The organism is Gordonia sp. VNK21, assembly GCF_046098115.1.
In the GTDB taxonomy this organism is placed as follows: Bacteria; Actinomycetota; Actinomycetes; order Mycobacteriales; family Mycobacteriaceae; genus Gordonia.
Genome location: NZ_JBJURU010000007.1, coordinates 112,924 through 135,298, shown reverse-complemented (window position 1 = coordinate 135,298; position 22,375 = coordinate 112,924). Strand labels below are relative to the sequence as shown.

General features: G+C 70.5%; 12 protein-coding genes and 1 riboswitch. Of the genes, 6 read left to right on the top strand and 6 right to left on the bottom strand.

The window, feature by feature from the left end; all coding sequences use genetic code 11:
• Window positions 1-6: 6 nt before the first annotated feature.
• Window positions 7-1,461 carry a short-chain fatty acyl-CoA regulator family protein gene (locus tag ACJMNC_RS09515; protein WP_408947707.1) on the bottom strand — a complete coding sequence of 485 codons (1,455 nt, stop codon included), beginning with the start codon at window positions 1,459-1,461 and terminating at the stop codon, window positions 7-9.
• 118 nt (window positions 1,462-1,579) lie between these two features.
• Between ACJMNC_RS09515 and prpD the strand changes: the two genes are divergently transcribed.
• From prpD to ACJMNC_RS09490, 5 genes are all read left to right on the top strand, one after another.
• Window positions 1,580-3,082 (top strand): 2-methylcitrate dehydratase PrpD, encoded by a 1,503-nt coding sequence (prpD, locus tag ACJMNC_RS09510; protein ID WP_408947706.1) that lies wholly within the window; start codon window positions 1,580-1,582, stop codon window positions 3,080-3,082.
• On the top strand, window positions 3,082-3,996 hold the full coding sequence (gene prpB / locus ACJMNC_RS09505) for a methylisocitrate lyase (protein ID WP_408947705.1): 915 nt from the start codon (window positions 3,082-3,084) through the stop codon (window positions 3,994-3,996). The genes prpD and prpB overlap by 1 nt, the downstream gene beginning before the upstream one ends.
• Entirely contained in the window at window positions 3,993-5,135 is a 1,143-nt protein-coding gene (locus ACJMNC_RS09500) for a bifunctional 2-methylcitrate synthase/citrate synthase (RefSeq protein WP_408947704.1), read from the top strand. Before prpB ends, ACJMNC_RS09500 begins: the two co-directional genes overlap by 4 nt.
• Before the next feature lie 103 nt (window positions 5,136-5,238).
• A complete protein-coding gene (locus ACJMNC_RS09495) occupies window positions 5,239-8,541 on the top strand; it encodes a pyruvate carboxylase (protein ID WP_408947703.1) in 3,303 nt (1,100 codons plus the stop codon).
• A gap of 61 nt (window positions 8,542-8,602) precedes the next feature.
• On the top strand, window positions 8,603-9,223 hold the full coding sequence (locus ACJMNC_RS09490; protein WP_408947702.1) for an NUDIX hydrolase: 621 nt from the start codon (window positions 8,603-8,605) through the stop codon (window positions 9,221-9,223).
• A gap of 31 nt (window positions 9,224-9,254) precedes the next feature.
• Here ACJMNC_RS09490 and ACJMNC_RS09485 read toward each other — a convergent pair whose 3' ends face one another.
• Together ACJMNC_RS09485 and metE are read right to left on the bottom strand one after the other, a co-directional pair.
• Window positions 9,255-10,904, bottom strand: coding sequence for an FMN-binding glutamate synthase family protein (locus ACJMNC_RS09485; RefSeq protein WP_408947701.1), 1,650 nt, complete (start codon window positions 10,902-10,904; stop codon window positions 9,255-9,257).
• Window positions 10,905-11,051: 147 nt separating this feature from the next.
• The gene (gene metE / locus ACJMNC_RS09480) at window positions 11,052-13,313 is read right to left on the bottom strand and encodes a 5-methyltetrahydropteroyltriglutamate--homocysteine S-methyltransferase (RefSeq protein WP_408947700.1); all 2,262 of its coding nucleotides are present in this window, start codon (window positions 13,311-13,313) and stop codon (window positions 11,052-11,054) included.
• A gap of 124 nt (window positions 13,314-13,437) precedes the next feature.
• Window positions 13,438-13,658: riboswitch (cobalamin riboswitch) on the bottom strand.
• 173 nt (window positions 13,659-13,831) lie between these two features.
• On the opposite strand from metE, the gene ACJMNC_RS09475 reads away from it, so the two are divergent.
• On the top strand, window positions 13,832-14,404 hold the full coding sequence (locus ACJMNC_RS09475; protein WP_408947699.1) for an NTP transferase domain-containing protein: 573 nt from the start codon (window positions 13,832-13,834) through the stop codon (window positions 14,402-14,404).
• 35 nt (window positions 14,405-14,439) lie between these two features.
• Here ACJMNC_RS09475 and ACJMNC_RS09470 read toward each other — a convergent pair whose 3' ends face one another.
• The 3 genes from ACJMNC_RS09470 to ACJMNC_RS09460 form a co-directional block, all read right to left on the bottom strand.
• Complete coding sequence (locus ACJMNC_RS09470) at window positions 14,440-19,908, bottom strand: carboxyl transferase domain-containing protein (RefSeq protein ID WP_408947698.1); 5,469 nt, start codon at window positions 19,906-19,908, stop codon at window positions 14,440-14,442.
• A gap of 240 nt (window positions 19,909-20,148) precedes the next feature.
• Window positions 20,149-20,520, bottom strand: coding sequence for a hypothetical protein (locus ACJMNC_RS09465; protein WP_408947697.1), 372 nt, complete (start codon window positions 20,518-20,520; stop codon window positions 20,149-20,151).
• Between the two features lie 31 nt (window positions 20,521-20,551).
• Window positions 20,552-22,366: an acetyl/propionyl/methylcrotonyl-CoA carboxylase subunit alpha gene (locus tag ACJMNC_RS09460; RefSeq protein ID WP_408947696.1), complete on the bottom strand. Its 1,815-nt coding sequence runs from the start codon at window positions 22,364-22,366 to the stop codon at window positions 20,552-20,554.
• Window positions 22,367-22,375 lie beyond the last annotated feature (9 nt).

The following is a 22,375-nucleotide window of genomic DNA, read 5'->3' as shown; positions in this document are numbered from 1 at the left end:
CCGGGCTCAGAGGACCGGCTGATAAGGGACCGCGGCGCTGACCGTCTCGTCGTGGCGGATGGAGTGCCCCAGCAGCGGGAACGCCCGCTGCGGACAGGCCGGCCGGGCGCACACCTTGCACCCCGCGCCGATCGGCACCCGGGTGCGCGGCTCGCTGAGATCCACGCCGGTGGCGTAGACGAGCTCGTCGGCATGGGCCAGGTCGCAGCCGAGGCCGACGGCGAAGCTCGACGGTGTGGACAGGTGCCCGCCGTGCACCGGATCGGTGGTCCGCGCAAGCCAGAAGTAGCTGCGCCCGTCGGGCATCTCGGAGACCTGGGTGAGGATCCGGCCCGGCGCGGAGAAGGCGTCGTGGACCACCCACAGCGGGCAGCTGCCGCCCACGCGGGAGAAGTGAAAGGCGGTGGCGGACTGGCGTTTGGAGATGTTCCCGGCCTTGTCGACCCGGACGAAGATGAACGGGATCCCGCGATCACCGGGCCGCTGCAGGGTGGACAGCCGGTGGCAGACGGTCTCGAAGCCCACCTCGAAGCGCCGGCCGAGCAGGTCGACGTCGTAGCGGAACTCGCGTGCGGCGGCGGCGAACTGGGTGTACGGCAGCAGCAGCGCGCCGGCGAAGTAGTTGGCCAGGCCGGTGCGGGCCACCGGCATCGAGCTCTCGGCCAGCTCGCTGGTGCGGTGATCGGAGGAGGGGGCGGCCGCCTCGGCCACGAGCCGGTCGATCAGCTCGCGCTGGCCGGCCAGGGCCAGCTGAGTGGCCAGCTGGAAAGCGCGCTGGCCGGTGGTGAGCCGGCGGGCCAGGGTCAGGGTGCGCGTCGCCGGGTCATAGCGGCGTTTGGGGGTCGCCGCGGCGGCGTCGGTGGAACCGGCCTCGGCGATTCTCACCTGGATGCCGAAGTGTTCGGAGAGCACCTGCGCCAGTTGCAGATCCAGGCCCCCGATGCGCAGGCCGAAGTCGGCGAACAGCTCCTCGGCGGCCAGATCGAGCTCGGGGATGTGGTTGCGGCGATCGTAGAAGTAGTCGCGCACCTGCTCGAAGGGGGCGTTGGGGCGGGTCTCGTCGCCGGCCGGGTCGCTGCCGCGGCTGCGGTAGCTCTCCAGCTCCGCGGTGGCCGCGGCGAGTTCGCGGTGGAGCTCGACCAGCGTCTGGCCGACCGAGGGCATCCGCGAGACCAGTTCGCTCACCTCGGCTTGACTGACCGCCCCCTCGTGGTGGGTCATGAGCACCTCGGCGAGGTCGGCGCCGAGCCGGGCATCGCCGTCGGCGGCGAAGAAGTCCGGCGCCAGATCGAACTCGCGGGTCAGCGTGAGCAGTACCGGCACCGTGATCGGCCGCTGGTCGTTCTCGAGCTGGTTGACGTAGGTGGTCGACAGGTCCAGGCGCCGGGCGAGGGCGGCCTGCGAGATGCCTCGTTCGTCGCGCAGCCGCCGCAGCCGGGCTCCCACGAAGGTCTTCGCCATGACCTCAGGTTAACGCACCGAACATCCGCAACATTCGCAGAATCGATGCAAAAGATCCGCAGAAATACGCATTTGCCAGGTCTTTCATGGATTCGACGGATCTGCGTATGGTGCGAACATGATCAATCACGAGGTACGCACCCGACGTAGTTCCGACGACTTCCCGACCACAGAGCATCTGGCGTACAAGATCGCCCAGATCGCCGTCGACCCCGTTCCGGTGGACGACGACGTGGCCGGCATGATCATCAACCGCATCCTCGACAACGCCGCCGTCTCCGCGGCCTCGGTGGCCCGCCGGCCGGTCACCAGCGCCCGCCGCCAGGCCCAGACCCGCCCGATCGACGGCGGCTCGACGGTCTTCGGCATCGACGGCACCTACGCCCCCGAATGGGCGGCCTGGGCCAACGGCGTCGCCGTACGCGAACTGGACTTCCACGACACCTTCCTGGCCGCCGAATACTCCCATCCGGGCGACAACATTCCGGCACTGGTGGCCGTCGGCCAGCGTGTGGGCGCCACCGGCGCCGACCTGATCCGCGGCCTGGCCACCGCCTACGAGGTGCAGATCGACCTGGTCCGCGGGATCTGCCTGCACGAGCACAAGATCGACCACGTCGCCCACCTCGGCCCGTCCGTGGCCGCCGGCCTGGGCACCATGCTCGGCCTGGAGATCGACACCATCTACCAGGCGATCGGTCAGGCGCTGCACCTGACCACCGCCACCCGCCAGTCCCGCAAGGGCCTGATCTCGAGCTGGAAGGCCTACGCCCCGGCACACGCCGGCAAGATCGCCGTCGAGGCCGTCGACCGGGCCATGCGCGGCGAGGGTGCCCCGGCCCCCATCTGGGAGGGTGAAGACGGCGTGATCGCCTGGATGCTCGGTGGACCGGACAAGACCTACACCGTGCCGCTGCCCGGCCCGGGCGAAGCCAAGCGCGCCATCCTCGACAGCTACACCAAGGAGCACTCCGCCGAATACCAGAGCCAGGCGCCCATCGACCTGGCCCGCCGAATGCGGGGGAAGATCGCCGATCTCAACGACATCGAGTCGATCGTGCTGCACACCAGCCACCACACCCACTACGTGATCGGCACCGGCTCGGGCGACCCGCAGAAGTTCGATCCGAGCGCCAGCCGCGAGACCCTCGACCACTCGGTGATGTACATCTTCGCCGTCGCCCTCGAAGACGGCACCTGGGATCACGAGGCCTCGTACGCCCCCGAGCGGGCGAACCGCCCGGAGACGGTCGAACTGTGGCGCAAGATCTCCACCGTCGAGGATCCGGAGTGGACCCGCCGGTACCACTCGACCGACCCGAACGAGAAGGCCTTCGGCGCCCGCGCCGTGATCACCCTGCGCAACGGCGAGGTGATCACCGACGAACTGGCCGTCGCCGACGCCCATCCGCTCGGTGCCCGGCCGTTCGCCCGGGAGCAGTACCTGGACAAGTTCGCCCGGATGGCCCGCGACGTGGTGGACCCGGCTGAGCAGGAGCGCTTCACCACCGCCGCCACCGGGCTGGCCGAGATTCCGGCCGGCGGCCTGGGCGCGCTGAACGTGCGCGTACTCGACCAGGTGCTCTCGCAGGCTCCGGCCACCGGAGAGGGGATCCTCTGATGGCACTGTTCTCCTCATCTGTCAGTGACACCGACAAGCGGGCGAACCTGCGGGGCGCACTGGACTCCGGTCGGCTGCAGCGCTGGCCGGGCGCCTTCTCGCCGCTGGTCGCCAAGATCGTCGCCGAAGCCGGTTTCGAAGGCGTCTACGTCTCGGGCGCGGCCCTTTCGGCCGACCTCGGACTGCCGGACATCGGTCTGACGACCCTCACCGAGGTGGCCGAGCGTGGCGGGCTGATCGCCCGGGCCACCGACCTGCCGACGCTGATCGACGCCGACACCGGCTTCGGCGAGCCGATGAGCGCCGCGCGCACCATCGCCGCACTCGAGGACGCCGGACTGTCCGGCTGCCACCTCGAGGACCAGGTCAACCCCAAGCGCTGCGGGCACCTCGACGGCAAGGAGGTGGTGCCGGCCGAGACCATGATCAAGCGGCTGGCGGCGGCCGTGGGCGCCCGCCGGGATCCGAACTTCATCATCTGCGCGCGGACCGACGCACGCGGGGTGGAGGGACTCGACGCCGCCATCGAGCGGGCCAAGGCCTACGTGGACGCCGGCGCCGATCTGATCTTCACCGAGGCTCTGGCCGATCTCGACGAGTTCCGGCGCTTCCGGGAGGCGGTCGACGCCCCGCTGCTGGCCAATATGACCGAGTTCGGCAAGTCGGCCCTGCTGACCACCACCGAACTGAAGGACATCGGCTTCAACGTGGTGATCTATCCGGTCACCACCCTGCGGCTGGCGATGGGTGCGGTGGAGACCGGGCTCAAGCAGATCGCCGAGGACGGCACCCAGGAGGCGATCCTCGACCGCATGCAGCACCGGGCCCGGCTCTATGAGTACCTGCGCTACGCCGACTACAACGACTTCGATTCGTCCATCTTCACCTACGTCCGACCAGGAGAGCAGTCATGACGACTTCGACGACGGCGTCGGCACCGGCCGACCAGAAGATCTACAAGGGGCTCGCCGGAGTCGTGGTGGACACCACCGCGGTCTCCAAGGTGGTCCCGGAGACCAACAGCCTGACCTACCGCGGCTACGCGGTCCAGGACCTGGCCACCACCAAGAGCTTCGAGGAGGTCGCCTACCTGCTGTGGAACGGTGAGCTGCCGACCGACGCGCAGCTCGCGCTGTTCAGCCAGCGCGAGCGGGCCAACCGCCGGCTGGACCGGACCGCGATGGGGGTGCTGCAGCGGATTCCGGACAACTGCCATCCGATGGACACCGTCCGCACGATGGTGAGCTTCCTGGGCAGCGAGGATCCCGATGAGGACCTGCCCACGCCGGAGGCCAACAAGGACAAGGCACTGCGGATGCTCGCGGTGCTGCCGACCATCGTCGCCGCCGATCTGCGGCGCCGGCGCGGCCTCGAACCGATCGCCCCGCATCACGGGCTCGGCTACGCCGAGAACTTCCTCAACATGTGCTTCGGCTCGGTGCCCGACCCGGTCATCGTCGACGCCTTCAACCAGTCGATGGTGCTCTACGCCGAACACAGCTTCAACGCCTCGACCTTCGCGGCCCGGGTGGTCACCTCCACCACCTCGGACATCTACAGCGCGGTCACCGCGGCCATCGGTGCGCTCAAGGGGGCCCTGCACGGCGGCGCCAACGAGGCGGTCATGCACGACATGATCGACATCGACCGTCCGGAGCGGGCCCGGGACTGGCTCAACGCCAAGCTCGACGCCAAGGAGAAGGTGATGGGCTTCGGGCACCGGGTCTACAAGAACGGCGACTCGCGGGTGCCGACCATGTACGACGCGCTGGTGAAGGTGGCCGAGCACACCGGGGACAGCACGTGGCTGGGTATCTACCACGAGCTGGCGGCGGCGATGGACGAGCGCACCGGGATCAAGCCGAACCTGGACTTCCCGACCGGCCCGGCCTACTACCTGATGGGCTTCGACATCCCGATGTTCACCCCGCTGTTCGTGATGAGCCGGATCACCGGCTGGACTGCTCACATCATCGAGCAGACGGCCTCCAACGCGCTGATCCGGCCGCTCTCGGCCTACGACGGCCCGGTCCAGCGACCCATTCCCGCCTGAAAGGCAACCATGTTCACGAAAGTCCTGGTGGCCAACCGCGGCGAGATCGCGGTGCGTGCCTTCCGCGCAGCCTATGAGCTAGCTGGGTGCGGGCACGGTCGCGGTGTATCCCGAGGAAGATCTCGGCGGTATCCATCGCGGAAAGGCCGACGAGTCCTACCTGATCGGAGAGCCCGGACATCCGGTCCAGGCGTATCTGTCGGTGGACGAGGTCCTGCGGGTGGCGGCCGACAGCGGTGCCGACGCGGTCTATCCCGGCTACGGATTCTCGTCGGAGAATCCGGAGCTGGCCGCCGCCTGCGAGGCCGCCGGGATCACGTTCATCGGTCCGAACGCACGGGTGCTGGAACTGACCGGTGACAAGCAGCAGGCGGTGGCCGCCGCCCGGGCCGCAGGACTGCCGGTGCTGGCCGGCTCCGAACCGAGCGACGACGTCGATCAGCTGCTGGCCGCCGCCGAGTCGATGACCTTCCCGGTCTTCGTCAAAGCCGTGGCCGGCGGTGGCGGCCGCGGCATGCGGCGGGTGGCCGATCCGGCAGACCTGGCCGATGCCATCGGTGCCGCATCCCGGGAGGCCGCGGCCGCCTTCGGGAATCCGACGGTCTTCCTCGAGCAGGCCGTGGTCAACCCGCGGCACATCGAGGTGCAGATCCTGGCGGATACGACCGGCGAGGTGATCCACCTCTTCGAACGGGACTGCAGCCTGCAGCGCCGGCACCAGAAGGTCGTCGAGATCGCACCGGCACCGAATCTGGATCCGGCTCTGCGGGAACGGATCTGCGCCGACGCGGTGCGCTTTGCACAGCACATCGGCTACTCCTGCGCCGGTACCGTGGAGTTCCTGCTCGACGAGCGCGGTCAGCACTTCTTCATCGAGATGAACCCGCGCATCCAGGTCGAGCACACCGTCACCGAGGAGATCACCGACGTCGATCTGGTCGGTGCTCAGATGCGCATCGCCGCGGGGGAGACGCTCGCCGACCTGGGCCTGGCCCAGGACCGGCTCACCATCCGCGGCGCGGCGCTGCAGTGCCGGATCACCACCGAGGACCCGGCCGGCGGATTCCGGCCCGACACGGGCAAGATCACCGCCTACCGGGCGCCCGGCGGCGCCGGGGTGCGGCTGGACGGGGCCGCCGCCCTGGGCAGCGAGATCACCGGCCACTTCGACTCCATGCTGGTCAAACTCACCTGCCGCGGCCGCGACTTCCCGACGGCGGTCACCCGCGCCCGGCGGGCGCTGGCCGAGTTCCGCATCCGCGGGGTGACCACCAACATCGCCTTCCTGCGCGCCGTCCTCGCCGACGGCGACTTCCAGGCCGGGAAGATCACCACCTCGTTCATCGACGAGCGGCCGCAGCTGCTCGAGGCCACCGAAGGCGCCGACCGCGGTTCCAAGCTGCTCGCCTACCTGGCGGACGTGACCGTGCACAAGCCCTACGGCGAGCTGCCGACCCCGGTGCACCCGCACGCCAAACTGCCGGAGGTGGACCCGGACCTGCTCGCTCAGCCGCCGGCCGGTTCGAAGCAGCGGCTCGACGAGCTCGGCCCGGAGGGCTTCGCCCGGGCGCTGCGCGAGCAGCCGCAGCTGGCGATCACCGACACCACCTTCCGGGATGCGCACCAGTCGCTGCTGGCCACTAGGGTGCGCACCAGCGGGCTCGTCGCCGTCGCCCCGTACGTGGCGGCGCTGACCCCGCAGCTGCTGTCGGTGGAGTGCTGGGGCGGGGCCACCTACGATGTGGCGCTGCGCTTCCTCAAAGAGGACCCGTGGGAGCGGCTGGCCCGGCTGCGTGCGGCTCTGCCCAACCTGTGTCTGCAGATGCTGCTGCGCGGTAAGAACACCGTCGGGTACACCCCGTATCCCACCGAGGTCACCACGGCCTTCGTCGACGAGGCGGCCCGCACCGGTGTGGACGTCTTCCGGATCTTCGACGCACTCAACGACGTCGACGCGATGCGGCCGGCGATCGACGCGGTCCGCGAGACGGGCACCACGGTGGCCGAGGTGGCGCTGAGCTACACCGGGGATCTGGCCGATCCGGCCGAGGACCTGTACACACTCGACTACTACCTGCGACTGGCCGAGCAGATCGTCGGCGCCGGAGCCCATGTGCTGGCCATCAAGGACATGGCCGGCCTGCTGCGGCCGGCGGCGGCCCGGAAGCTGGTGGGAGCCTTGCGGTCCGAGTTCGATCTGCCGATCCACCTGCACACGCACGACACTCCCGGTGGCCAGCTGGCCGCCTACCTCGCCGCCTGGGAGGCCGGGGTGGACGCGGTGGACGGGGCGAGCGCCGCGCTGGCCGGCACCACCAGCCAGCCCGCGCTCTCGGCGATCGTCGCCGCGGCGGCCCACACCGACTACGACACGGGAATCGACCTGTCGGCGGTCACCTCCCTCGAGCCCTACTGGGAGTCCGTTCGGAAGGTGTACGCGCCGTTCGAGTCCGGCGTCCCCTCGCCGACCGGCCGGGTGTACGAGCACGAGATCCCCGGCGGTCAGCTGTCCAATCTGCGTCAGCAGGCGGTGTCGCTGGGCGTGGGCAACCGCTTCGAAGCGGTCGAGAACGCCTACGCCGACGCCGACCGGCTGCTCGGGCGGCCGGTCAAGGTGACCCCGTCGTCCAAGGTCGTCGGCGACCTGGCGCTCTCCTTCGTGGCCCAGCACATCACCGCCGACGAGTTCGCCGCAGCGCCGGGCTCGTACGACGTGCCCGACTCGGTGGTGGGCTTCCTGAGCGGTGAGCTCGGCACCCCGGCGGGCGGCTGGCCGGAGCCGCTGCGCAGCGAGATCCTGGCCGGCCGGGCTGCGGCCGGGGCGCGGGAGGAGGATCTGGCCCCCGCCGACCGGCGGGCGCTCGCCGAACCGGGGCAGGCGCGGCGAACGGCGCTGAGCCGGTTGCTCTTCCCGGGCCCGGCCGCCGACTACGCCGAGCACTGCCGGCGCTACGGGGACACCTCCCGGCTGGCCGCCCATCAGTTCTTCTACGGACTGCAGCCCGGCCTCGAGTACCGGGTGCGGCTGCAGAAGGGCGTGGAGCTGGTGATCACGCTCGAGGCGATCAGCCCGGCCGACGAGTCCGGCATGCGTACCGTCATGTGCACGATGAACGGCCAGCTGCGGCCGGTGTATGTGCGTGACCGCAGCGCCGAGGTGACCGTGGCCGTCGCCGAACAGGCCGACCGCGACGACCCCGGTCAGGTGGCAGCACCGTTCGCCGGCGTGGTCACGGTGACCGTGGCCGAAGGGGATGAACTCGCGGCGGGTGCGGTCGTGGCCACGATCGAGGCGATGAAGATGGAGGCCTCGATCACCACGCCGGTGGCCGGTGTGGTCAAGCGGGTCGTAGCCCGCGGAGCCACCGAGGTCTCGCCGGGCGACCTGCTGGTGCAGGTCGGATGAGACGGCGCCGGCTTCGGTTGGCCGGCGCACTCCGGCTCCCGGATCGGGTAGACAGGACCGTATGGAACTGTCCCGGGAGCTGGCCGTCGGCCGGCTGGCGCGGTGGCGGCGCCGGGAGCTTCCCGGCGACGGACTGCGCCGGTCGGCCGTGGCGGTCACCGTCACCCGGCGGCCGGACACGCATCCGGGGGCGGGCATGGACCAGGGGATCTGGGTGGCCCGCAGGCCGTCGACCATGCGCAACCACGCCGGCCAGTTCGCACTTCCGGGCGGAAGGCTGGATCCGGGGGAGACCGTGCAGGATGCGGCGCTGCGCGAGTTGCAGGAGGAGTTCGGCATCCGGCTCGGCCCGGAGAGCGTGATCGGCATGCTCGACGACTTCGCCACCCGGTCCGGGTATCTGATCACCCCGATCGTCTGCTGGTCCGACGCGCAGCCGCAGGTGCGGCCCAACCCCGACGAGGTGGAGCAGGCCTTCTTCGTCACCCTCGAGGAGACCGCGGCCCGGCCGACCTTCGACCTGATCGAGGAGTCGGACCGGCCGGTGATCCGGATGCCGATCATCGGCCGCTGGGTGCACGCGCCCACCGCGGCGATCATCCACCAGTTCGGCGAGGTGGTGGTCCGCGGCCGCGGAGTCCGGGTGAGCGATCTCGAACAGCCGCTCTTCGCCTGGCGCTGAACGAGGTCCGCGCCGAACGTGCGGACCGGGTTCAGGTGGCGAGCGGGCCGTGAGTGTGCGTCACGGGCCGCCACCCCGGGCCGTCGCCGTGTTCGGCGGCGAGCACGAACGACTCGGCGCTGGCGTACTCCCAGTCCGAACGCCACGACTCCGGCGGATGGGTGAGCAGCTCGCCGGGGGAGAGCCACTCGTAGAGTTCGGCGTAGGACTGCGCCCGGTTGGCGTGCACGGTGCGCATCACCATCGAGGGGCGGAGCTGGTCGAAGCCGTCGAGTCCCATCGAGGCGACCAGCTGGGTGGCGTTGTCGACCACGTTGCGCTGCAGATGGAACACCCGGGCGGTCTTGTCCGGGACGTAGAGGGCGCGGGCGCGCCGCGGATCCTGCGTGGTCACCCCGGTCGGGCAGGTGTTGGTGTGACAGCGCTGGGCCTGGATGCAGCCGACGGCCATCATCATCGCCCGGGCGGCCAGCGTGAAGTCGGCACCCTGGGCGATCCGTTTGACGATGTCGATGCCGTTGGTGATCTTGCCGGAGGCGCCGATCCGGATCTGCTCACGCAGCCCGGTGCCGACCAGCGCGTTGTGCACGGTCATCAAGCCCTGAGTGAGCGGCATGCCGACGTGATCCTCGAACTCGATCGGCGCGGCGCCGGTACCGCCCTCGGCGCCGTCGACGATGATGAAGTCCGGGGCGATCCCGGTCTGCCGGATCGCCTTGCAGATGCCGAGCAGCTCACTGCGCGAGCCCACGCACAGTTTGAAGCCGACCGGTTTGCCGTCCGAGAGTTCGCGCAGCTCGGCGATGAAGCGGCACAGGCCGATCGGGGTGTGGAAGGCGTTGTGGCCGGGCGGGGAGACCACGGTCTGCCCGACCGGCACCCCGCGGATCTCGGCGATCTCCGCGGTCACCTTGGCGCCGGGCATCACCCCGCCCAGCCCGGGTTTGGCTCCCTGCGAGAGCTTGATCGAGATGCACTTGACCTGTGCCCGATTCGCGTTGCGCGCGAACAGCTCCGGGTCGAAGCCGCCGTCGGCGGTGCGGCAGCCGAAATATCCGGTGCCGATCTCCCAGATCAGATCCCCGCCGGGCCGCAGGTGGTACCGGCTCAGTCCGCCCTCACCGGTGTCGTGTGCAAAACCCCCGCGGGCGGCGCCGCCGTTGAGCGCCAGGATCGCATTGGCCGAGAGCGCACCGAAACTCATCGCCGAGACGTTGTAGAGCGCGATGTCGTAGGGCCTGCGGCAGTCCGGCCCGCCGATCCGTACGCACGGGGTGGTCTCCGGTGCCGGGCGGGCGGCGATGGAGTGCTGGACGAACTCGTAGCCGATCGCCGTCGGATCGCGTTCGGTGCCGAACGGATCGACGTCCTTGATGTTCTTCGCGCGTTCGTACACGGTGGTCCTGGTGTCGCGGTCGAACGGCGTACCGTCGGTGTTGCGCTCGATGAAGTACTGCTGCAGTTCCGGGCGCAGGGCCTCGAGCAGGAATCGCAGATGCCCCAGGATCGGATAGTTGCGCAGGATGGTGTGCCGGCGCTGTCCGAGGTCGTAGCCGCCGATCGCGGCGAGGACAAGCAGCGGCACCGCCGGCAGCAGCCACCACGGCGAGACCAGCACCACCGGGACGAGGCTCGCGACGCCGACGACGCCGAGCCCGATCACCGCAAGCCACCTGACCATGGCAACCCTCCCGTGGTGGACCTCCACAGGCGGTCGCAACCGGGCGGCCGCGAGTGCTTCAACCGCCATTGAACCACTGTGCCCGGGACCCGTCGACGGATCCCGGGCACAGCTGTCCGGCTTGCCGGAAGTGCGAAGCGGCCGCGGTCAGCCCAGGGTGGCGCGGACCTGCTTGGTGGCGGTCACCAGGTTCCGCAGCGCCGCGGTCACCTCGGCGGTGGTGCGGGTCTTCAGGCCGCAGTCCGGGTTCACCCAGAGCCGCTGAGCGGGCACTGCCGCGAGCGCCTCCTGCAGGGAGGCGGCGATCTCGCCGGCGTCGGGCACCCGCGGGGAGTGGATGTCGTAGACGCCCGGACCCACCTCGTTGCCGAAGCCGATCGCGTTGAGGTCGTCGAGCACCTCCATATGCGAGCGGGCCGCCTCGATCGAGGTGACGTCGGCATCGAGGTCGGCGATCGCCCCGATCACGTCACCGAACTCCGAGTAGCACAGGTGGGTGTGGATCTGCGTCTCGTCGGCGACCCCGGAGGTGGAGAGCCGGAACGCCGCGACGGCCCAGTCCAGGTAGGCCTGCCGGTCCGCCGAGCGCAGCGGCAGCAGTTCGCGCAGCGCCGGCTCGTCGACCTGGATGATGCCCACACCGGCGCGCTCGAGATCGGTGGTCTCGTCCCGGATGGCCAGCGCCACCTGGTTCGCGGTGTCGGCCAGGGGCTGGTCGTCGCGCACGAACGACCACGCCAGGATGGTGACCGGACCGGTCAGCATGCCCTTGACCGGGCGCTGGGTGAGCGACTGGGCGTGGGTGATCCAGCCGACCGTCATCGGGTCCGGGCGCGCCACGTCGCCGTACAGGATCGGCGGCCGCACACACCGCGAGCCGTACGACTGCACCCAGCCGTTGGCGGTGGCGAAGAAGCCGTCGAGCTGCTCGGCGAAGTACTGCACCATGTCGTTGCGCTCGGGTTCGCCGTGCACCAGCACGTCCAGTTCCAGCTCCTCCTGGAGCTTGATCACCGACGCGATCTCGGCCTCCATCGCGGTCCGGTAGGCCTCGCCGTCGATCTCGCCCTTGCGCAGCGCCTGCCGGGCCTTGCGGATGTCGACGGTCTGCGGGAACGAGCCGATGGTGGTGGTCGGCAGCTGCGGCAGCCCCAGCGAGGCCTGCTGGCTCTCCCGGCGTCCGGCCGCCTCCGGGCGGGCGAAGTCGGCCGGGGTCAGCGCGGCGAGCCGATCCCGCACGGCCGCGACGTGCACGCGCGGATCGGTGGTCCGGCTCGCCAGCGCATCGCGGGCGGCGTCGAAGGCCTTGGCCTGGTAGGCCCGGCCGTGCTCGAGGGCCCGGGAGAGGGCCACGACCTCGGCGAACTTCTCCGAGGCGAAGGCGAGCCAGCCGCGCAGCGCGTCGTCGAGGTCGGTCTCCGGCTCAAGCGAATAGGGCACGTGCAGGGTCGAACACGAGGTGGACACCGCCAGGGCGCCGACCGCGCCGGACAGGCCGGTAAGGGTCTCGAGGGCGGCGTCGAGATCGGTACGCCAGATGTTGCGGCCGTCCACCACCCCGGCGACGACCAGCTTCTCGCCCAGACCGGCGGCGGCGACGGTCTCGGCCGAGCCGTAGACCAGGTCCACGCCGACGGCCTCGACACCGGTCCGGCCGAGCGCGGCCAGGGCCTCGCGGGCATCGCCGAAGTAGGTCTGCACCAGCAGTTCCGGACGCTCCGGGACGGCCGAGAGCTCGGTGTAGATGCGCTCGGCGAGGTCCGGCAGACCGTCATGGGCGTCGGTGACCAGGATCGGCTCGTCGATCTGCACCCACTGAGCGCCGGCCTGCTTCAGGGCGCCGAGCAGCTCGCGGTAGAGCGGCAGCAGCTCGTCGATCCGGGTCAGCGGATCGGCGCCGCCGCCGACGGCCTTCGACAGTCCGAGGAAGGTGATCGGCCCGATCACCACCGGCCGTGCCGGGATGCCCTGCGCGGTGGCCTCGGCGAGCTCGCCGAGCACCTTGTCCGGGTGGAGGGAGAAGACGGTGTCCGGGCCGATCTCCGGCACCAGGTAGTGGTAGTTGGTGTCGAACCACTTGGTCATCTCGAGGGGGGTGACGCCGTCACCGCCGCGCGCGGCGGCGAAGTAGCGGTCGAGGTCGTCGTCGATGCCGGCCACCCGCGGCGGGAGCGCGCCCAGCAGGGCGGCGGTGTCGAGCATCTGGTCGTAGTACGAGAAGGTGTTGACCGGAATGGAGTCCAGTCCGGCGGTGAGCAGCTCCTGCCAGCCGGTGCGGCGGATCCGGGCGGCGACCTCCTCGAGCGCGGTGCGGTCGATGCGGCCGGCCCAGTAACCTTCGACGGCCCTCTTCAGTTCCCGGTAGGCGCCGATGCGCGCAATACCCGGGACAGTGGCGGAAAAACGCATTGTCAGTTCTCTCCTGCAAACAGTGGTGATGACCACCGCCCTCACAGGGGATGTCGAGGAGCCCGTTCGACGTGTACAGCCCTTCGACATCGCCCATTCCACGAGGCGGACAGTCACCGGACGCGGCGCATCCGGTACGACAGGCAGGTCTTCGGGCTCACCGGCGCGCACCGAACTGGTGCTCCTACTGGCCGTCGCTTCCCAGGAGTCCAGAGGCTTCCGGCTCCCAGTGCTGGTGACGGCGATCGTTCCGGTATACCGCTGCGGGTCAGCTCCGGATTCTCACCGGATTCCCTCTCGCCGATGCCGCCGCCGCAGGCGGCGACCCGGCTCGGTGCCCGGCACGCACTGAAGGGGCTCCTTGAATGTGCGCGCACCGGGCGAAACCAATCGCGACCCCGAGTGTAATGGTCTGCCGCCCCGGCGGGCACATCGCGCCCGCCGGTGGGTTTAACTCTTGCCCCGGACGCGCCGCGGCGTACCGTCTGCGCAGGCTTCGGCGTAGGGTCGGAAGCGGTATGAGACTGAACGGCACGACGGCGTCCGGTGACCGGATCGAACCGATCGCCGGCATCGTGCTGGTCGCCCGCGGCGACGAGAGCGCCGCGCCCGTCGACGACGAGGTCCCGCAGAACGAACGCCTGAGGATCCTGCTCGACGATCTCTCGGCCGGCGGTTGCGACGAGTTGTACGTGGTCCTCGGTTCCCGGCTGGTGGTGCCGCCGACCGACTCGTCGACCACCTTCTATCTGCCCGGCTGGTTCGAGGCGCTCGACGAATCCGTCGGTGCGGCCATCGACTTCGCCCGCAGCCGGCCGGATCTGGCCGGGGTGCTGCTGCAGACGGTGGACGCCCCGGTGCTCGGCGAGGTGGGGGTGCGACGGGTGCTCGCCGCCGCCGGCGGCAGCCGGGACACGATGGCCCGGGCCACCTGGAACGGCCGGCCCTCCCAGCCGGTGTACGTGGGCGCAGGCATGCTCGCTCAGGCCGCCGAGCTGGTGGCGCAGGCCGGCGGCGCCGTGGCATACCTGGACCACAACGCCGCCGCCCTCGCGCAGGTGGACTGCAGCGACCTCACCTCCACCCCCTGACCGCCCGGTCCGGCACGATCAGGGGATGAGGCGGGTCAGGCGGTGTGGTTCTCGATCGCCTCGATGATGCGGGGCCGGAGCTCGGCGGCGCTGATGATGGCGTCGGCGGAACCGACCTTCACCGCGCGCTCGATGCTGTGCACCGCGTCGAATTCGGCGGCCACCTCGGCGAGCTTCTCGGCGCGGACCGTGGCCCGCATCTCCTCGAGCTCGGCGGAGATGTCGTTGAACTCGGTGTCCGAGGCGGTCTCGAGCCGGGTCTGCAGCGCCTGGATCCGCGGATCGTTCTCCGTGCGGGTGCGGACGTCGCCGGCGAAGACGACGGCCGCGGCGGGCGCGCCGCCGAGCACCGAGGCGAACGAGCCCTCGATGGCCAGCACCGTCATATTCGGGTTCAGGGCCTTGGAGAAGACCACGAATGCGCCGCCGTGGTACCGGGAGATCACCGTGAAGACGATCGGGCCGTCGAAGTTGATGATGGCCCGGCCGATCTCGGCGCCGTACTCGAGCTGCAGCTTGCGCAGCGACTCGGGAGAGCCGTCGAAGCCGGACAGATTGGCCAGCACCACCACCGGGCGGTTGCCGCTCGCCGCATTGATCGCCCGGGCCGCCTTCTTCGACGACTGCGGGAACAGGGTGCCGGCGCTGAAGGTGTCCGGACCGTCGGCCGGCACGAAGCCGCGCCGGGGAACCGGTGTGGACTCGATCCCGATCAGGGTCACCGGATGCCCGCCCAGATGCGCGTCCTGGACGACGACGGTCTCGGCGTCGGCCATCCCGGCCCACCGCTCGAGCGCCGCCTGATCCTGGTCGAGCACGGCGTTCATCACCGAGCGGATGGCGAACGGCTTCTTGCGATCCGGGTTGGCGGTCGCCGAGAAGATCTCGCCGACGGTGGCGAACTCGCTGCCCTCGAGCTCGTGCGGGTAGTCCGAGATGTCGCGGTCGGCCGGGTCGGCGGTGGCCGCGGTCCGCGGACCGGACTCGCCGGGCAGCACGTAGGTGTGCTCGTAGTGGCTCATCACCACACCGATCGCCGCCGTCAGGTTGGGCGCCCAGTACTGCGCCTCGCCGTTCGGGCCCATCACCCGGTCGTGGCCGCCGATCCCGAAGTTGTCCTCGGCCGAGACGCCGCCGGAGAAGTCCAGCGCGTTCTTGCCGGTGAGCACCATCGACGAATCCGGGGTCATCACCAGAATGCCCTTGGTGTGCATGAGCATGGTGGCCTCGGCGTTCCAGTAGGCCTGCCCGCCGACGTTGATGCCGGCCACCACGATGTTGATCTCACCGCCGTCCTGGGTGAACTCGACGATGCGCTTGAGCGCGGCCGCCACCCAGTCCAGGTTCTCGGTGCCCGACTCCATCTTCACCGCGGCACCGGACGAGACCGCGTACCACTCGACCGGCAGCCCCAGTTCCTCGGCGAGGTCGAGGGCGGCGATGTAGCGCCGGCACTCCGGTTCGGTGAGTGCGCCGAGCGACTTGGTGGGGTCGCCGAGCATCACCACGCGGGAGATGCCCTCGGGGTACTTGACGGTGGGCGTGCTGACCACACCGACCACCACGGCCGCCGAGTTGTTGCCCTTGGGCCGGGTCACCGGCGCGAGTGCGCCGTGCTCGTCGAGGTCGTATTCGGTGAAGCTGCCGAGCATCTCGGTCAGCTCGTACGGGTAGACGGTGTTGCGCCGGGCGGCGCGCAGCACCTTCTGCCGGTACTCGTCGACCGGTTCGATCGGCGAGCTGTCCGGCTCGCCGACGACGATCCGGGTGTCGCCGGCGGCGTTGAAGTTCACCGTGACCGCGATCTTGCTGAGCTCGCCGGTCTGCGGATCCCTATGCCGGGCGATCAGCAGGATCTCCTCGAGACCGGCCCCGTCGGTCGAGGCCGCGGTGCCCAGCGTGTGCTCGACCACCCGCAGCAGCTGACGTTCGGACACCTCCAGCGGCGGCCAGATGTACATGACGATGCGGTTGGTGTTGAACCGCGTGGACGAGGGCCGCTTGGCCTGGGCGCGGCGGATCGAATCCACGCTGGCCTCGAAGGCACGCTCGGCGGTCGGCAGGGTGAGCAGGTTGCCGTCCTGCTCCTGTACCGCGGTCAGGTCGCGGATCTGGGTGAACGCGATCAGCCGATCGTCGTTGGCGTTGGCCTTGGCCACCGCCCGGTACAGGTAGACCTCCTCGTTGTCCGACGAGCGCAGCCGGGTGAGGTCGAACTTGCGCAGCCGCTCCATCTGCATGCGCTGGGCGATGTACGGATGCAGACCGCGGATCAGCCGGTCCTCGGTCATCCCGGTGACCGACGGCCGGAAGGTCACGTGATGGTGCATGGCCTCGTCGCCGGGGGCGGCGACGGTGGTGGTCACCCGGTGCACCTGATTGGGCAGCATCCGGCCCGAGACCACATCGTGCAGCCGGGCCGCCATCTCGTCGAGGTCGTCGGGCTGATCCTCCCAGCGCACGTAGACGTCGGCGTCGATGGAGACGGCACCGTCGGCGAGTTCGGCGAGCCCGAGGATGGCGGTGTCGAGCCGATCGAAACTCGTCGCCGCCGAGACCAGCAGCGAGTCCTCCCGCTGCGCCAGTACGAAGGTCACCCCGCCGGCCCGGTGGGTGGCCACGTCCTTGATGCCCTTGTTGCCGTAGTAGCGGCGGGTGAGCACCTCGAGCATCACCGCATTGTCGAGCTCCGGGTCGGCGAGCCGGCGGCTGAGCACCCGCACCAGCGGCTCGGTGCTCTTGACCATCTCGGCGATCCGCTCGGCGCGGTCGGAGGCCTGCGGATCGGCGTCCAGGTAGTTCAGGTCGCTGTCGATGGCGGCGTAGACCCGCTCACGGGTGCGCCGCAGCCGCGGCCGCCCGTACCAGGCGTACAGCACCCCGCGAGCGAGGTCCGCGATCGCCGGGAAACGCAGCTGCGCCGCGCTCACCAGATGCTCGAGGACGTGCCCGACGTGGTCGCGCAGTTCGGGGGCCGGCGCCGGCTCCTTCATCCAGCGCCGCAGCAGCGCCGCGATGCCGGGCACCGTGTCGTCGATACCCTGCAGCGCCAGGAAGATGCGGAAGACCGCGGCCTCGAGGTCCTCGGTGCGGTCGAGGCTTTCGATCCCGTAGTGGGCGAGCGCCGCGGCGAGTTTGGTGCGGAACTGCTCGGGCAGTCCGGCCACCTCCACGTCGAGGCTCTGCAGGTAGGTGTGGAAGTGCTCGCGGGCCGAATGCACGCGGGTGTCGACGTCGTCGTCGGACGGGCGGCGCCGGGCCAGCTCGGCCAGATCGGCGAAGATCACCAGCAGTTCGCTTTCGGCGGCCAGCGGGAACCGGCCACCGGCGGCCTCGGCCTCCTCGGCGCGCAGCTGCAGGTAGTGGTCGAGCAGCCGACCGCTGTCCTGCGGGGCGACGTCGAAGCCGAGCATCAGCGAACCGAGGTCCTCGCGGTCGCGTTCGGCCAGGCGGCTCGCGTCGCTCTGGACCCGGAGCTCGGGCAGATCCAGCGCTGCGCCGGCGCCGTCCGTCTCCTGCTCGTCCTCGCCGTCGCCGATCGGCTCGAGCCGCAGCAGCGGCGCCCCGGTCTCGACCTGAGCGCCCACCGAGACCACGCACTCCTTGAGGCGGGCGGCGAACGGTGCGCGCAGCACCGTCTCCATCTTCATCGACTCGAGGACCAGCACCGGATCACCGGACTGCACTTCGTCGCCCACCTCGAGCGGGGTGGCGATGACCAGCGCCGGGGCGGGGGAGCGGACGACGCCGCCCTCGTCGCGGCTGATCCGGTGGGTGACGCCGTCGACGTCCACCAGGTGGATCGGGCCGTGCGTGTCGGTGAGGATCCGGAACCGCTCGCCGTTGACGGTGAGCCGGCCGGTGTGCTCGTCGTAGCGTTCGAGGGAGACGTCGGCGGTCCGCGACTCGGTGCCGGCCTCGATGATCACCCGGAAACGCTGGGCGCCCACCCGGGCCACCCGGACCCGGTAGCTCACGCCGCGCAGTTTGAAGTCGATGGGCCGGCCGCTCTCGTGCCTCACCTGCGGACGGCCGCCGCGGGCGGTGGCCAGCAGCCGGTTCAGCTCAGCCTGCTCCTCCTCGATGTACGCCTCGATGGCGGCGGTGGCCAGCGCCACCGACGAATGCCGGTTGCTCACCAGGCGTCCCTCGGCGCGCACCCGGTCGATCCAGCCGGTGTCGGCGCTGCCGTCGATCACCTCGGGCTGGTCGAGCAGATCGATGATGAAGCTGCTGTTGGTGGCGCCGCCCTCGATGACCACGCGAGTGCGCGACATGGCGCGGCGCAACCGGGCCAGCGCCTGATCGCGGTCGCTGCCGTAGGCGATGATCTTGGCGATCATCGAATCGAAGTCGGCGGGGATGGTGTCGCCCTCGCTGACCCCGGTATCGACCCGCACGCCCGGGCCGGAGGGCAGTTCGAGCCGGGCGATGTAGCCGGGTGCCGGGGCGAAGTCGCGGTCCGGATCCTCGGCGTTCAGGCGCGCTTCGACGGCATGGCCGCGCTCGCCCGGCCGGTCGCCGGTGAGCTTGCCGCCGAGTGCGACGTGAATCTGCGCCCGCACCAGATCGAAGTCGGTGGTGACCTCGGTGATCGGATGCTCCACCTGCAGCCGGGTGTTGACCTCGAGGAAGGCGAAGAGCTGTTCGCCGGGGTGGTACAGGAATTCGACGGTGGCCGCACCGCGGTAGCCCACCTTCACGGCCAGGCGTTCGGCGGAGGCCTTGACCTCGGCCACCTGGTCGGGGGCGAGGACCGGCGACGCGGACTCCTCGATGACCTTCTGGTTGCGCCGCTGAACCGAACAGTCGCGCACGCCCAGCGCCCACGCGGTCTCGCCGTCGGAGATCACCTGGACCTCGACGTGGCGGGCTCCGGTGACCAGCCGCTCCAGGAAGACCACACCGCTGCCGAAGGCGCGCTCGGCCTCGTCGCGGGTCCGCTGGTAGGCGTCCACCAGGTCGGCCTCGTCGTCGACCCGGCGGATGCCGCGGCCGCCGCCGCCGGCGGTGGCCTTGAGCATCAGCGGATACCCGATGCGTTCGGCGGCCTCGACGGCCTCCTCCTGGGTGCGCACCTCGCCGCCGCTCCACGGCGCCACCGGCACGCCCACCTCTTCGGCGATCAGCTTGGCGCCGATCTTGTCGCCGAGCCGGCGCATCGCCTCGGCCGACGGGCCGATGAAGGTGACGCCGATCCGCTCACACAGCTCCGCGAAAGCCGGGTCCTCGGCGACGAAGCCCCAGCCCACCCAGGCCGCGTCGGCCTCGGTGTCGACGAGGGCGCGTTCGAGCACCTCGAGGTTGATGTAGGGGCGCTGCGCGGCCGGTCCGAGGTCGTAGGTCAGATCGGCCTCCCGGACAAAGGTGGCGCCTGCATCCACGTCGGTGTGCAGAGCGACGGTCTGCACGTCCTGTCCGGTCTCGGCGCCCAGATCCCGGACGGCGTTGATCAGCCGCATGGCGGCCTCTCCCCGGTTGACTATCGCGATACGACGGAACATGCGCCCTCTCTGCGTTGTGCCGTGAACGACCACGGCGGGTTGGCTGACGGCTGATGCTGGGGTGCGGTGCCACCGGTGTCTCGGGCTGTGAGAGCACACGACCGGGTGGCCGGACGCACATCGGCCGGCTCGTCCACGGTATGCGGACGGGCAGCGTAGGGGTAGTGCCTACTGAAACGTAACCCGGGGGAAGCGACGAATGACACACCTACCGGCCGGTCAACTTCCCGGTAACCCGGATCACGGGGTCTCCGGCCGGATCGGGGCGTCGCCGACGGTCACCGACAGGGCCTGTTCGGCGAAGCGGCGGACCGGTCCGGCGACGTCGGCGAGCGCCCCGGCGTAGCCGGACCGGGCGCGCCCGCACAGCGCGCCGTCGCCGCCCTCGCGGCCGGTCACCCCGATCAGGGCGATCAGTTCCCCGGTGGTGGGGATGCAGACCGCCCAGACGCAACGGACGTCGCCGTCCGCGTCTGGGCGGTCTGCGCCGGCGATGTAGCCGGCCGGGTCACTCAGACCCAGATCGGTCAGGGCGGGTACGTCGGAGAGCCGGTCGTCGCCGCGCAGGGCGCGCAGATACCACGCGCCCGCATTGATCTCGACGGCCTGCACCGGTACCGATTCCCGCGGGATCGATCGCGGCTTACTTGATCTCGAGCAGGACGGTGCCCTGGGTGACGGCGGCGCCGGCCTCCACAGCCAGGCCGGTCACGGTGCCGTCCTTGTGCGCGGTCACCGGGTTCTCCATCTTCATGGCCTCGAGGACCACGACCAGGTCGCCGGCGGCCACGGTGTCGCCCTCGGCGATGGCCACCTTGACGACGGTGCCCTGCATCGGTGCGGCCACCGCATCGCCGGAGACCTTGGCCCCGCCGGACTTGCTGCGGGTGCGCGACTTGGGCTTGCGCCGCAGCGCACCGTTCGCGCCGTTGCCGCCGCCGGAGAGGTTCAGATCACCCGGCAGCGAGACCTCGACGCGCCGGCCGCCCACCTCGACCACCACGCTCTGCCGCGGCAGGGCGTCGTCGTCGGCGGCCTCGGCGGCCCCGCCGAAGGGCTCGATCTGGTTGTCCCACTCGTTCTCGATCCACTTGGTGTAGACGTCGAACTTCTCGACCCCGTTCTCGTCGGCGCTGCCGATGAAGGCCGGGTTGGTGACGATGTGCCGGTGGAACGGGATGACCGTGGCCAGGCCGTCGACCTCGAACTCGGCGAGGGCACGGGCCGAGCGCTCGAGTGCCTGCTGCCGGTTCTCGCCGGTCACGATGAGCTTGGCGAGCATCGAGTCGAACTGGCCGCCGATGACGTCGCCGGCGCGCACACCCGAGTCGACGCGCACGCCCGGGCCGGTCGGCTCGCGGTAGACCGCGACCGGGCCGGGGGCGGGCAGGAAGCCGCGGCCGGCGTCCTCGCCGTTGATCCGGAACTCGAAGGAGTGCCCGCGCGGGGTGGGGTCCTCGGTGATCTCGAGGGTCTTGCCCTCGGCGATGCGGAACTGCTGGCGCACCAGGTCGATGCCGGAGGTCTCCTCGGTGACCGGGTGCTCGACCTGCAGGCGGGTGTTGACCTCCAGGAAGGAGACGGTGTCGCCCTGCACCAGGTATTCGACGGTGCCGGCGCCGTAGTAGTGGGCCTCGCGGCAGATGGCCTTGGCCGAGGAGTGGATCCGCTCGCGCTGGTCGTCGGTCAGGAACGGCGCCGGGGCCTCCTCGACCAGCTTCTGGAAGCGGCGCTGCAGCGAGCAGTCGCGGGTGCCGGCGACGATCACGTTGCCGTGCTGGTCGGCGATGACCTGCGCCTCGACGTGGCGGGCCTTGTCGAGGTACTGCTCGACGAAACACTCGCCGCGGCCGAAGGCGGCGACCGCCTCGCGGGTGGCCGACTCGAAGAGCTCGGGGATCTCCTCGATGGTGTGGGCCACCTTCATGCCGCGCCCGCCGCCGCCGAACGCGGCCTTGATGGCCACCGGGACGCCGTACTGCTCGGCGAAGGCGACCACCTCGTCGGCGCCGGCGACCGGATCCTTGGTGCCGGCGGCCATCGGGGCGTTGGCGCGCTCGGCGATGTGCCGGGCGGTGACCTTGTCGCCGAGATCGCGGATCGACTGCGGCGACGGTCCGATCCAGATCAGTCCGGCGTCGATCACGGCCTGAGCGAAATCGGCGTTCTCGGACAGGAAGCCGTAGCCGGGGTGGACGGCGTCGGCACCGGAGCGGGCCGCGGCGTCGAGGAGCTTGTCGAAGACCAGGTACGACTCGGCTGAGGTCTGGCCGCCGAGCGCGAAGGCCTCGTCGGCCAGCTGGACGAACAGGGCGTTCGCGTCGGGTTCGGCGTACACGGCGACGCTGGCGATGCCGGCGTCCCGGGCGGCGCGGATCACTCGGACAGCGATTTCACCGCGGTTGGCGATGAGCACCTTGGTGATGGTCTTCTGGACGATCTCTCCGCTGTTGGGCACTGGCTCTCC

Excerpts from the sequence above, each read along its gene's own strand:
- ACJMNC_RS09500 (WP_408947704.1), top strand. The coding sequence starts at position 3,993 with ATGACGACTTCGACGACGGCGTCGGCACCGGCCGACCAGAAGATCTAC.
- metE (WP_408947700.1), bottom strand. The coding sequence starts at position 13,313 with ATGCGTTTTTCCGCCACTGTCCCGGGTATTGCGCGCATCGGCGCCTAC.
- ACJMNC_RS09470 (WP_408947698.1), bottom strand. The coding sequence starts at position 19,908 with ATGTTCCGTCGTATCGCGATAGTCAACCGGGGAGAGGCCGCCATGCGG.
- ACJMNC_RS09490 (WP_408947702.1), top strand. The coding sequence starts at position 8,603 with ATGGAACTGTCCCGGGAGCTGGCCGTCGGCCGGCTGGCGCGGTGGCGG.
- ACJMNC_RS09515 (WP_408947707.1), bottom strand. The coding sequence starts at position 1,461 with ATGGCGAAGACCTTCGTGGGAGCCCGGCTGCGGCGGCTGCGCGACGAA.
- ACJMNC_RS09475 (WP_408947699.1), top strand. The coding sequence starts at position 13,832 with ATGAGACTGAACGGCACGACGGCGTCCGGTGACCGGATCGAACCGATC.
- ACJMNC_RS09485 (WP_408947701.1), bottom strand. The coding sequence starts at position 10,904 with ATGGTCAGGTGGCTTGCGGTGATCGGGCTCGGCGTCGTCGGCGTCGCG.
- prpD (WP_408947706.1), top strand. The coding sequence starts at position 1,580 with ATGATCAATCACGAGGTACGCACCCGACGTAGTTCCGACGACTTCCCG.
- prpB (WP_408947705.1), top strand. The coding sequence starts at position 3,082 with ATGGCACTGTTCTCCTCATCTGTCAGTGACACCGACAAGCGGGCGAAC.